12 protein-coding genes are annotated in these 10,977 nt (G+C 61.3%); 3 read left to right on the forward strand and 9 right to left on the reverse strand.

What is annotated here, in order from left to right:
• Positions 1-125: 125 nt before the first annotated feature.
• Together QZ653_RS14175 and QZ653_RS14180 are read right to left on the reverse strand one after the other, a co-directional pair.
• Positions 126-842 (reverse strand): hypothetical protein, encoded by a 717-nt coding sequence (locus tag QZ653_RS14175; protein WP_296421019.1) that lies wholly within the window; start codon positions 840-842, stop codon positions 126-128.
• 102 nt (positions 843-944) lie between these two features.
• Positions 945-1,370 (reverse strand): BrnA antitoxin family protein, encoded by a 426-nt coding sequence (locus QZ653_RS14180; protein WP_296421021.1) that lies wholly within the window; start codon positions 1,368-1,370, stop codon positions 945-947.
• A gap of 156 nt (positions 1,371-1,526) precedes the next feature.
• Here QZ653_RS14180 and QZ653_RS14185 point away from each other — a divergent pair, with 156 nt between their 5' ends.
• Positions 1,527-2,648: a beta-ketoacyl-ACP synthase III gene (locus QZ653_RS14185; protein WP_296421023.1), complete on the forward strand. Its 1,122-nt coding sequence runs from the start codon at positions 1,527-1,529 to the stop codon at positions 2,646-2,648.
• Between the two features lie 281 nt (positions 2,649-2,929).
• On the opposite strand, the gene arsH is transcribed toward QZ653_RS14185, so the two are convergent.
• On the reverse strand, positions 2,930-3,622 hold the full coding sequence (gene arsH / locus QZ653_RS14190) for an arsenical resistance protein ArsH (protein WP_296421041.1): 693 nt from the start codon (positions 3,620-3,622) through the stop codon (positions 2,930-2,932).
• 16 nt (positions 3,623-3,638) lie between these two features.
• Positions 3,639-4,091 carry a hypothetical protein gene (locus tag QZ653_RS14195; protein ID WP_296421024.1) on the reverse strand — a complete coding sequence of 151 codons (453 nt, stop codon included), beginning with the start codon at positions 4,089-4,091 and terminating at the stop codon, positions 3,639-3,641.
• Positions 4,092-4,395: 304 nt separating this feature from the next.
• Here QZ653_RS14195 and QZ653_RS14200 point away from each other — a divergent pair, with 304 nt between their 5' ends.
• Positions 4,396-4,992 (forward strand): thymidine kinase, encoded by a 597-nt coding sequence (locus tag QZ653_RS14200; protein WP_296421026.1) that lies wholly within the window; start codon positions 4,396-4,398, stop codon positions 4,990-4,992.
• A gap of 359 nt (positions 4,993-5,351) precedes the next feature.
• Here the strand turns inward: QZ653_RS14200 and QZ653_RS14205 are convergent, their stop codons facing one another.
• The 4 genes from QZ653_RS14205 to QZ653_RS14220 form a co-directional block, all read right to left on the reverse strand.
• Positions 5,352-6,299, reverse strand: coding sequence for a 2-hydroxyacid dehydrogenase (locus QZ653_RS14205; protein ID WP_296421028.1), 948 nt, complete (start codon positions 6,297-6,299; stop codon positions 5,352-5,354).
• A complete protein-coding gene (locus QZ653_RS14210) occupies positions 6,293-6,631 on the reverse strand; it encodes a tRNA-binding protein (protein ID WP_296421029.1) in 339 nt (112 codons plus the stop codon). The genes QZ653_RS14205 and QZ653_RS14210 overlap by 7 nt, the downstream gene beginning before the upstream one ends.
• A complete protein-coding gene (gene proC / locus QZ653_RS14215; protein ID WP_296421031.1) occupies positions 6,624-7,439 on the reverse strand; it encodes a pyrroline-5-carboxylate reductase in 816 nt (271 codons plus the stop codon). The genes QZ653_RS14210 and proC overlap by 8 nt, the downstream gene beginning before the upstream one ends.
• A gap of 72 nt (positions 7,440-7,511) precedes the next feature.
• Positions 7,512-8,015 carry a YbjN domain-containing protein gene (locus QZ653_RS14220; protein ID WP_296421033.1) on the reverse strand — a complete coding sequence of 168 codons (504 nt, stop codon included), beginning with the start codon at positions 8,013-8,015 and terminating at the stop codon, positions 7,512-7,514.
• A 275-nt stretch (positions 8,016-8,290) separates the two neighbouring features.
• On the opposite strand from QZ653_RS14220, the gene QZ653_RS14225 reads away from it, so the two are divergent.
• Complete coding sequence (locus QZ653_RS14225) at positions 8,291-9,325, forward strand: M42 family metallopeptidase (RefSeq protein WP_296421036.1); 1,035 nt, start codon at positions 8,291-8,293, stop codon at positions 9,323-9,325.
• Here the strand turns inward: QZ653_RS14225 and QZ653_RS14230 are convergent.
• The gene (locus QZ653_RS14230) at positions 9,322-10,926 is read right to left on the reverse strand and encodes an FAD-dependent oxidoreductase (protein ID WP_296421039.1); all 1,605 of its coding nucleotides are present in this window, start codon (positions 10,924-10,926) and stop codon (positions 9,322-9,324) included. The two genes, QZ653_RS14225 and QZ653_RS14230, sit on opposite strands and share 4 nt — an antisense overlap.
• Positions 10,927-10,977: the final 51 nt, after the last annotated feature.

Raw genomic sequence — 10,977 nt, forward strand, 5'->3', positions numbered from 1 at the left:
TGGCCATCCGCGCGAAGGTGTCAGGGGATGTGAAGGTGCGGGCGTTGCAGGGGTAGGCGACCAAGACTGCGCACCGCTCGGGCACCCCGACCACAGTGGCGTTTCAGCCCACCAGGGCGGCCCCCCTAGCCGTCCACGTCACCGACGGTGGCGGGCAGCCCGGCGTTGGTGCCCAAACAGCGCGCCGCGATCTGGTAGAATTCATCAATGGGCAGGGTCCCGCCGGCGGCCCCACCGTTTGCATCCGCAAATCCCTCTGCCTGATCAGACGCGGCAGGCAGGGTCGCATTGATCGCATTGGCAATCTCGCTGTAGGTGACGGGCTCTTGCGCCAATCCCTCTTGGGTCTGAAACAACACCTCCTTGGTCATCAGCACCATAACGAAAGCCGCGTCGCGCTGTTCTGCGACGCGCACATCATCCCCTTTAAGAACCCCAACCGTCGACAGACAATTTAACCGGCGCGCACCGGTGTAGATCGCCTCAATCGCGGTTTTGGGCGCAGCCCGCTGGCCGTAGATTTGCCCCAGCCCGCCCACGGCGGCCCGTTCCGCGATCAATGTGTCCGCCAACCCGTTGAACTGGCCAAGGGCCGCGCCCACAGCCCCCACAACCACCACGCCCCCTGCGGCGTCCTGCAGATAGGCCGTGTTCAATCCCGCACGCGAATAGGCGTCCGCCATGGCATTTGTGTACCGGATTGCGCGCGCCATGGTCAGCTGGTCAGATTGGACGGCGGCCAAACTGACAGGGCTGTTATTAACCTTGCCGATCTCCGACATCAAAATCGTCTCGGCGCAGCCCGACATCAGTAATGCTGCGATCAAGCTGAGTTGTTTCACGCCAACCTCCTTCTCCAGCCAAATGTGTTTGGGTCAGACTAGACCACTGTCGCCCCCCGCATCCGTGTCGCAGCGCACACACCGACGTGCATTACGCCCCCCTCACTCCCCCTTCCCCCTATACGCGTCCAACTCCCGCTTCGTATCCCCCCACTCAGGCATACGCTCAGCCTTCGCCAACACCTCTTCGGGCCGCAGCACATAATCCATCGTGTCCGGCCCCTCGATCAGCTTGGCCAGGCGAAAGTGCATGTAGGCGCGCAACACGCGGTTGATGCGGGTCTGGTACCCCTCCCCCATCCCCTTGAAGAATTTCACCACATCCGCATCCAGCCGGATCGTCACGCGGGTGCGCTTGGGGTCGCGGCGGTCGTCGTCCTCCCATATCTGGTGCCACGCGCTGGGCAGGGCCGTGAACTCCGACAGATACCCCATCAGCTCGTATTCCATCATCTTGATCGCATCGACGCCGTAGCCCCAGTGCATCCGCTCGGTCTTGGTCATGGATTTCGGTTCAATCTTGCGCATCATCGCCTCCTGTGTTGGCGACCAAAGTCCGCGCAGACCTGCAACATTTGCTTAAGTGACCGTGCGTTGCGCGTGTACATACAGGTTGTGTACGCGCGGTGCACAGGTAGTGTATGCCCCGTGACCCCGGTTTTCAGGGTCGAAGGAGGGGCCAACATGTACACAGCAGCCATCACCGGATCGGGCGTCTTCACCCCCGAACACGTCATCACGAACGACGAACTGGTCGCGGCGTTCAACGCCCATGCGGACCTGTTCAACGCCGAAAACGCCGAGGCCATCGCCGCCGGTCAGACGCAGGCGAAACCCCATTCCTCCTCCGATTTCATCGTCGCAGCCTCCGGCATAGAACGCCGCTATGTGCTTGATAAGTCGGGCGTTCTTGACCCGTCCCGCATGTACCCCGCCCTGCCCGAACGCGCCGATGACGAACCCTCCCTGATGGCGGAAATGGCCGCCGATGCCGCCCTTCAGGCCCTAACCCAGGCAGGTCGCGCCGCCGATGACGTGGACGCCGTCATCTGTGCCGCCTCCAACCACGAACGCGCCTATCCCGCGATTGCCGTCGAAATCCAGAAAATGCTGGATATTCAAGGCTTTGCCTTTGACATGAACGTCGCCTGCTCCTCCGCCACCTTCGGCATCCAGACCGCCGCCGACATGATCCGGTCCGGCTCCATCCGGAGTGCCCTTGTCGTCTGCCCCGAGATTTGCTCCGCCCATCTGGAATGGCGCGACCGCGACTGTCACTTCATCTTCGGCGACGTGGCAACGGCCCTGCTCATCGAACGGGACGAAAACCTGCAAGCCCCTCATTTCAAAATAAAATCCACCCGTCTGGCCACGCAATTTTCCAACAACATCCGCAACAACAACGGCTTTTTGCGCCGCACCCGCGACCAGATGGAAGACCGCCGCGACATGCAGTTCATGCAAAACGGCCGCAAGGTCTTCAAAGAGGTCCTCCCGCTGGTCAGCCAGCACATCGCCGCCCATATGGACGACGAAGGCGTGACGGCAGACGACCTCAAACGGCTCTGGCTCCACCAGGCCAACAAAACCATGAACGACTACATCGGCAAGAAAGTGCTGGGCCGCGTACCCGAGGGTGACGAACAGCCCAATATCCTGCAAGACTACGCCAACACATCCTCCGCCGGGTCGATCATTGCATTTTCGAAGTATTCCAATGACTTGAAACCCGGCGACCACGGGCTGATCTGCTCCTTCGGGGCAGGCTATTCCGTGGGATCCGTCATCTTGGAGAAAGCCGAATGAAAATCGCCTTCGCCCTTGCGGCCCTGACCATCCTGACCGCCTGCGGCGTCCCCTTCGTGCCATTCATCTAAAATTAAGATTGAAGTGCTAGAACCAGCGCTGAGGTCAGGCGAATAGCCGGGGCGTTTCCCTATACATGCCCTGAACACCGCCCGTTCTCGCTGAAAAACATTCCACCGGGGGAATATCAGGACGGCCCTTCTGGGGTTCGCCCTTTCTCTGGTTCTAAAATACCTCGGGGGGGCCGAAGGCCGGGGGCAGCGCCCCCTCCGCCGTCTGTTTCAGGAACTCACCCGCGTGTGGACATCCTCAAGGCTTTCCACCCGTTCCGAATACCGATCCACCAGCATGTCCTTGCGGCCACGGGTCATGACAGTGAACCGCGCAAGTTCCTCCATCACATCAACGATCCGGTTGTACAGCGACGAAGGCTTCATCCGGTCACCCTCAAATTCCTTCCACGCCATGGGAACGGACGACTGATTTGGGATCGTCACCATCCGCATCCAGCGCCCCAGTATGCGCATCTGGTTGACCGCATTGAACGACTGCGATCCGCCCGACACCTGCATCACCGCAAGGGTCTTGCCCTGCGTGGGCCGGATGCCCCCGATGGGCGCAAGGGGAAGCCAGTCGATCTGGGTCTTCATGATGCCCGTCATGGCCCCGTGACGTTCGGGCGACGACCAGACCATGCCCTCGGACCACAGCGCCAGTTGCCGCAATTCTTCGACCTTGGGATGATCCGCGCCTGCATCATCTGGCAGGGGTAACCCGCTGGGATCAAAGAACTTTGTCTCGCAGCCCAACGCACGAAGAACCCGCGCCCCTTCTTGGGCGGTCGCCCGCGAATAGCTGGTCTCGCGCAGGGAGCCATACAACAAAAGAATGCGCGGCGGATGGTCCGGCTCATCCGGCCCGACGAGGGCCGCCATATCCAACGGCTTAAGCTGCCCGGCCACAAGGTTGGGCATGTCAGAGACGTCGATCTCAGCCACTTTCATCTTCAAGATGCAGCTTCATGTCGATCAGGACCTTTTGCAACTCAACCGTCTCGCGCAGCAGACGTTTTGCTTCGTTGACCGTGATGATCCCGTCTTCGATGGATTGCTGGTATTCGGCCATCAACATGGCGAACCGCTGGCTCAGCGCGATGACATCGGCGTTGATGCCGCCTTCGGAATTTTTCGGCGCGCTGTCCTTGTTCAGCGTGCTGCCATTCAGTTCGGCCAGTGCCGAGGTCACATGCGGATAACTTGCAGCGGCTTCAAGTTGGGCAACCGCATCCACCGGCATGAACCTGTCGGAATGTTCGTCGGAATCGGAATAGTAACGCCCAAGCGTCGCTTTGGATTTGCCCGTCAGTTCGCACGCAGGTTCAATGCCCACGTCCTTCACCAAGGCTTCGGTGTGTTTTTTCAGGTAGCTGCCAATGCCAGCCATATGTTTCGTCCCTCATTTAGGTGGTGAGGGGAATGACCCCAACGTTTTCCCATGAACCACCCCATCCATCTTTGACAGATATAGGGCAACGGGTCGGTTTGAAAGACCGAACTCATGCCATCGGCGTCCCCAACGCCGTAGGACCAAGGGAGGCGGACCCCATCCAGGGTCGAATGACATTCATTTGACTTCCGCACCCCTTGGGCCGCTGTTTCGTAAAGGCGTGTATTTGCCTGCCACTCACGGACGGAACATCGTCGCTGGCCCTTGCAACAGGGTCAGCGGCGGTTCATTTATCGCACCCATGGCAAAGCTTTACTTCAACTATTCGACGATGAATGCCGGCAAATCGACCGTGCTGCTGCAGGCCGCCCACAATTATGCCGAGCGCGGGATGCAGACCTATTTGCTGACCGCACAGTTCGACAACCGTGCCGGCGAGGGCCGGATTGCCAGCCGCATCGGCATCGGGGCCGACGCCGACACCTATGCCCATTCAGACGATCTGTTTCGCAAGATCGAAACACGGTTAACCGCCGGCCCCTGTGCGTGCGTGTTTGTGGATGAGGCGCAGTTTTTGTCACCCGATCAGGTCTGGCAGCTGGCGCGCGCGGTGGATGATCTGGGCGTGCCGGTGATGGCCTACGGGTTGCGCGTCGATTTCATGGGGGAGCTGTTTCCCGGGTCCGCCACCTTGCTGGCCTTGGCCGATGAAATGCGAGAGGTCCGTACGATCTGTCATTGCGGCAAGAAGGCCACCATGGTGATCCGCACCGATGGCGAGGGCGCCGTGGTGACCGGAGGCAATCAGGTGCAGGTGGGCGGCAACGAGACCTACGTCAGCCTGTGCCGCCGTCATTGGCGCGAGGCCATGGAAGGCGACGGGGCCACCCTGGTTTAAGGGATCCGCGCCTGCGGCGGGCGGGGGGCCAAAATTCTGCGAATTTTGGCGGGCCTCCGGCGGGAGTATTTCGGGCAAAACGAAACAGGGGCGTGCTAGGGTCAGGACCCATTAATTCCGCCCTTCTGGTTTGACAGATTTTATCTGCGATTAGGCGCATCTGCGCGGGAACTCTCGTTGAATTTCAAGCAGATGTAACGACGCTCACAGGGAAAATCCGTCAAATCCGGAGGACGACAAAACCGCTTCATTTCAACGGCGTGAGCCATTTGCAATGAACCCGTTCGTTGCCGCATGTCTCAAACCTCTGAAATATCGCGGTTTTGACGCCAGCAGGGCAGAATGAATGGGTCCTGACCCTAGTTCACCCGTTGCGGTGGGTCGCGGCCTTCGGACCAGGCGATGATATTGTCCAGTGCCATCTGCGCCATGGCCTGACGGGTTTCGTCCGTGGCCGACCCCAGATGCGGCAGCAGCACGCAATTTTCAAGCGCGCGCAGCCGTGCGGGGACATGGGGTTCGTTTTCATAGACATCAAGACCCGCACCGGTGATCTGGCCCGCTTCGAGGGCATCAATCAGCGCTGTTTCATCGACGACTTCACCACGGGAAATGTTGATGAAAATCCCGCTGGGTTTCATCTGCGCCAGAGCATCCGCGTCGATCAGTTTTGTGGTGTCTGCGCCACCCGGCGTTGCGACCACGACAAAGTCTGCGGCGGCCATGACTGCGTGGAGGGAATCAAGTTGGGTTGCCGGCACCGTCGTGACCTTGGGGGAGCGGTTGTGAAACACCACGTCCATTCCGAACCCGTAGTGACATCGCGCAGCAATCGCCTGACCGATCCGGCCCATGCCGATCACGCCCAGCGTCTTGCCGGTCACATGGGTCCCCATCAGGCCCTTGCCGTCAAAGCCGCCCCATGCGCCCGAACGCACCAGACGTTCCCCTTCTCCGGCGCGACGGGCGGTCGCCAAAAGAAGCGTCAAGGCAATGTCGGCGGTGGCGTCGGTCAGTACGTCAGGGGTGTTGGACACAATCACCCCAGCCGCTGCTGCGGCCTGCGTGTCGATATGGTTGTATCCCACCCCGAAGTTGCCCAGCATTTTGCATCTTATGTCGCCCGCAAAAACGTCGCGGGTGAAGGGGTTGCCCAATGTCGGCAGGATGGCGTCATAGGTGGCCAAGGCATCTGCGCAATCCTTTTCGGACATGGCCCCCTTCGTGTGAACGGTGACGTCAAACAGGCGGCGGGCCTGATCCAGAACGGGGTCTGCGATGGGGCGGGTGATCAGCAGTTTCAGCACATGCGTTCTCCGATTGGGATGTCCTTGTCAGGCGCGATCAGCACAACGCCGCCGTCTGGGTCATGGGCGCCCAGCACCAGAACCTCGGACATGAAGGGGCCGATCTGGCGGGGCGGGAAATTGACGACACCCATGACCTGACGGCCCACCAGTGTTTCCGGCGTGTAGTGGGCGGTGATCTGGGCGGAGGTTTTACGCTCGCCAATCTCAGGGCCGAAGTCGATCCACATTTTGATGGCGGGTTTGCGCGCCTCGGGGAACGGCTCCGCGCGGATCACGCGGCCCACGCGGATGTCGACCTTGAGGAAATCGTCAAAACTGATGTCAGCCATTGGCCAGCGCCCTTGATCTGTCGGCGGCGGCTTTGACGGCGCGGCGCATCAGGGCGGGGAAGCCGTCGGTGTCGTTCATCAGGACCTCCAACGCCGCTTGGGTGGTGCCACCGGGGGAGGTTACGTTGATGCGCAGTTGGGCGGGGTCCTCCTCCGCGTCCTCGGCCAACTGCCCTGCCCCGCCGACGGTTGCCTTGGCCAGCGCCATGGCGAGGTCTGCGGGCAGACCTTCGGCCTCACCCGCCTGTGCCAGCGTTTCGATCAGGTGGAAGACATAGGCAGGGCCCGAGCCGCTGAGCGCCGTTACGGCGTCCATCTGGCCCTCGCCCTCCAGCCGGACGACCTGCCCCACGGCAGACAGCAAGGCATCGGCCATGTCCATATCGGCGTCTGTGGCATGGGCATTGCCGACGATGGCCGTGATCCCGCGTCCGATGGCGGCAGGCGTGTTGGGCATGGCGCGGATGATAGGGCTTTGTGCGCCCAGCGCGCCTTCAAACGTGGCGATGGCGGTGCCAGCGGCCACGGAGAGGAAGACGGTCTTGCTGTTGCCAAGTGCGGCCATCGTCGGCAGGGCATCACCCATCATTTGGGGTTTCACTGCGATCAGCGCCACGGCGGGCGCATCCGGCACGCCTGCGTTGATGTGCACCCCCGTGCCGCGCAGCCAGTCCGACGGGTTCGGGTCCAACACCCAGACGGAGGCCGCAGGCAAGCCGCCCTTCAGCCAGCCCGCCAGCATCGCGGACCCCATTTTGCCACAGCCGAGCAGGACCAGACCGTCCTGCGCCACACGTTCCATCGACATGAAAACCCCCCGCTTGTTCGGCCCGACGTTAGGCCGCGCAGAACGGGGGGTCAAACGGTTGTGACTGTGGGTTCAGGCCGTGCCGTAGGCTTCGGTGATGGCGACCTCAAGGGCCTCTTTGGGGGTGCGTTCGGCCCATGTGACCAGTTGGAACGCGGGATAGAACCGTTCCGCGCTCAGCACGGCGGCGTTGATCATCGTGTCGATCTGTTCGGGTCCGGCGACCTGTTCGCCGGCCAGCACCAGCCCGTAGCGGTAGACCATCAGCTGTTGTTCGGCCCAATAGGTAAACGCCCCTGCCCAGCACATGTCGTTCGTGCGGTTGAGGCATTCATAGAGCGCAGGCAAACGGTCGGCGGGCGGTTCCATTTCAAAGGTGCAGATCAGACGCAGGGTCTGGTCATAGGCCGACCAGGCCAGCGTGATCGAATAGGTGCGCCACTGGCCTTCAACCGCGAAAGCGATCTGGTCATCGTGGATGCGGTCGAATTCCCAGTCGTGATGTTCTGCAATGTGTTCCACCAGATCAATCGGGTGAATGTCATCAACGCTGTCGTAATGTTCGGTGAGTGCCATGGGCCTGAACCCTCCTGTCCATCCAGAGCGCCCTGGCAGGGGCGGATATCTGGTGTTCTGCTCAAGGGAGTGGGTACATAGCCGCACTCCTTACCACATATCGTGGGGGCTGAGGCGGGGTTCTGTAAAGTCTTTTCTTGGGGATAAGCGTCGCGGTGCCCGAATTTTCAGGGGATAAGCCTGTTTTTTCATGGGTTTGTTAATCTTTGCGGGGTCTTGTGGTCGCTTGGCACCTTGGGCAGGGTGCTTGAGACGGATTTGCGAAAGGACGCCCCATGAACATCGACCTGCTGCGCGCATTGTGTGAAACCCCCGGCGTGCCCGGCCATGAGGACCGCGTGCGCGATCTGATCAAGGCGGAAACTGAGGGCCTTTTTGATGAGGTGACCGAAGACCCGATGGGGTCGCTGCACTGCGTGCGCCGCGCCAAAGGGGACAGTGCGCCCAAGATCATGTTGCTGTGCCACATGGATGAAATCGGCTTTCTGGTGAGCCATATCAGCGACAAGGGGTTTTTGTACCTGCAGCCCGTAGGCGGGTTTGATCCGCGCAACCTGTTTTCGCGCCGCGTGCTGGTTTGCACCGAAGATGGCGATCTGAAGGGGGTGATGAACCCCGGCGGCAAGCCGATCCACATCTCGTCCCCCGAAGATCGCAAGAAGGTGCCTGAGGTCGGGGAATTTTTTGTCGACACGGGGCTGGGGGAAGCTGCGAAAGAGCGTGTGAAGATCGGGGATTTCGTCGTCATGGATGAGCCGCTGATTGAAATTGGCGACAAGATCGTCAGCAAGGCCTTGGACAACCGGATCGCCTGCTGGCTGGGGATCGAGGCCATTCGCGCCCTCAAGGACGGCGGTCGCGGGGCGGAGGTTCATGTGGTCTTCACCAGTCAGGAGGAAGTGGGCCTGCGCGGGGCGCGGACGGCCTCACACAAGGTGCAACCGGACATCGGGATCGGGATTGACGTGACCCTTTCCTGCGACACTCCTGGTGTGCCGGACCATCTGACGACGACCGTTCAGGGCAAAGGCGTGGGCCTGCACATGCGCGACAGCAGCTTTATCGCGGACAAGGCGCTGGTGCGTGAGATGGAACAGATCGCCCAAGACAACGACATCCCCTATCAGCGCACCATGCTGGCCGCCGGCGGGTCGGATTCAGCCGCGGCGCAACAAGCGGCCTCGGGCGCGCGGGTTGTGGGGATTGCGGTGGGCACACGGTATATCCACACGGTGACCGAAATGGTCCATGCCTCCGATCTGGAGGCCGCGCGGGATTTGCTGACGGCCTATCTGGCCGCGCAGGACTAGGCGTGGACGTGGCCCCAGACCTTTGAAATCACGACGGAGCCTTCGCCCACGGCGGAGGCCACCCGTTTCACCGACCCCGACCGCACATCGCCCACGGCAAAAATGCCGGGGTGGGATGTTTCATGGCCGCCATCGCCGGTGACAACGAACCCCTTGTCATCCAGATCGACCAATCCGGTCAGCCAATCGGTGTTGGGTGCCGCACCCACCATGACAAAAACCGCGCGGCTGTTGACCGTCCAGTCTTGCCCCGCTGCCTTGTCGCGGATCGTGACCTTTTCCAATGCGTCATCGCCGTGCAGGCCCGTCAGTTCCGTGCGGTAGTGAATGGTGATGGCAGGGTCTGCCTCAAGCCGGGACAGCAAATAGTCCGACATGGACGTGGCAAGTGACGTTCCGCGCACCAGAATATGGACGTGTTTGGCGGTCCGCGACAGATACATCGCCGCCTGTCCTGCGGAATTGCCCCCGCCGATGACCACGGCCTCGGTCTCTGCGCAAAAACGGGCTTCGGCTTCGGTGGCGGCATAGTAAACGCCGATGCCTTCGAAATCCTCAAGCCGGTCGATGGGCAGGCGGCGGTACTGCACGCCGGTGGCCACGACGATGGCCTTGGCGCAGACGATATCGCCGTCATCCATGGTGACGCAGAACACGCCGTCGTCGCGTTTTTCGACCGCGACGGCGCGGCGCGGGACGGCAAATTTGGTGCCGAACTTCATCGCCTGCACCTCCCCCCGCCAGCACAGATCGCCGCCGGAGATGCCGGTGGGAAAGCCCATGTAATTCTCGATCCGGCTGGAGGTGCCCGCCTGCCCGCCAATGGTGTGATTTTCAATCACCAAGGCGCGCATGCCTTCGGCACCCGCATAAACGCCAGCCGCCACCCCCGCAGGGCCACCGCCCACGATCAACACGTCGAAATCGTCTTCCTTTGACACATCCACATCAAGGCCCAGACGACGCGCCAAACCGCGCGGGGTGGGGTCTGTCACCACCTCGGATTTGCCAAAGATCACCGCCGGCTGTGCCTCGCCCAGACTGCATTCATGGGCCAGCGCCTCGGCCTCGTGTTCGCCCAAAGTGAGAGACCGAAAAGGAATGCGGTTGCGGCTGGCAAAGGCCGCCATATTGCGGATATCGCGGCTTTGTTCAGCGCCGATGATGGTCAGCGATGCCTCCCCGCTTTCCAGCAGACGTCGCCTGCGGGCGGCGAAAACGGTAATGATGATATCGCTCATCTCAGGGATTTGGGACATCAGACGCAACATGTCGTCCCGCGGCACGCAGATGAGTTCGGTGTCCTTGACAGCCCGTGCGCCCAAAAGCGCCTTTGCCCCGCTGAGAAAACTGATATCGCCGAAAAACTGCCCCGGCCCAAGGGTCGCGCCATCACCGTAGCGGTCATGCGTGCGCGGGTCGATCGCCTCGACCTCCCCCGATATCAGGTAGTGAAACTCCTCCACGTGTTTGCCCATTTCCTGCAAAACATCGCCAGCCTCAAGGTGCCGCCGTGTGCCTGCCTTGTCCAAGGCGCGCACGTGGCTGTCGTGCAGGGGGGTGCGGATCATGGTGGCCAGATCAGCGGCGAGGGTTTCCATAGGCTATCCTTCCTTCGCGCCGAACAATCCCGTCAGGCTGCGTTGCACCAA

Origin of the sequence: Pseudooctadecabacter sp., from assembly GCF_020627745.1 — a bacterium.
In the GTDB taxonomy this organism is placed as follows: domain Bacteria; phylum Pseudomonadota; class Alphaproteobacteria; order Rhodobacterales; family Rhodobacteraceae; genus Octadecabacter.

What these genes read in the sequence shown, in the direction of transcription:
- QZ653_RS14225 (WP_296421036.1), top strand. Translation starts at nt 8,291, where the DNA reads ATGAACATCGACCTGCTGCGCGCATTGTGTGAAACCCCCGGCGTGCCC.
- QZ653_RS14195 (WP_296421024.1), bottom strand. Translation starts at nt 4,091, where the DNA reads ATGGCTGGCATTGGCAGCTACCTGAAAAAACACACCGAAGCCTTGGTG.
- arsH (WP_296421041.1), bottom strand. Translation starts at nt 3,622, where the DNA reads ATGCCCAACCTTGTGGCCGGGCAGCTTAAGCCGTTGGATATGGCGGCC.
- QZ653_RS14185 (WP_296421023.1), top strand. Translation starts at nt 1,527, where the DNA reads ATGTACACAGCAGCCATCACCGGATCGGGCGTCTTCACCCCCGAACAC.
- QZ653_RS14200 (WP_296421026.1), top strand. Translation starts at nt 4,396, where the DNA reads ATGGCAAAGCTTTACTTCAACTATTCGACGATGAATGCCGGCAAATCG.
- QZ653_RS14180 (WP_296421021.1), bottom strand. Translation starts at nt 1,370, where the DNA reads ATGCGCAAGATTGAACCGAAATCCATGACCAAGACCGAGCGGATGCAC.
- proC (WP_296421031.1), bottom strand. Translation starts at nt 7,439, where the DNA reads ATGTCGATGGAACGTGTGGCGCAGGACGGTCTGGTCCTGCTCGGCTGT.
- QZ653_RS14210 (WP_296421029.1), bottom strand. Translation starts at nt 6,631, where the DNA reads ATGGCTGACATCAGTTTTGACGATTTCCTCAAGGTCGACATCCGCGTG.
- QZ653_RS14220 (WP_296421033.1), bottom strand. Translation starts at nt 8,015, where the DNA reads ATGGCACTCACCGAACATTACGACAGCGTTGATGACATTCACCCGATT.
- QZ653_RS14230 (WP_296421039.1), bottom strand. Translation starts at nt 10,926, where the DNA reads ATGGAAACCCTCGCCGCTGATCTGGCCACCATGATCCGCACCCCCCTG.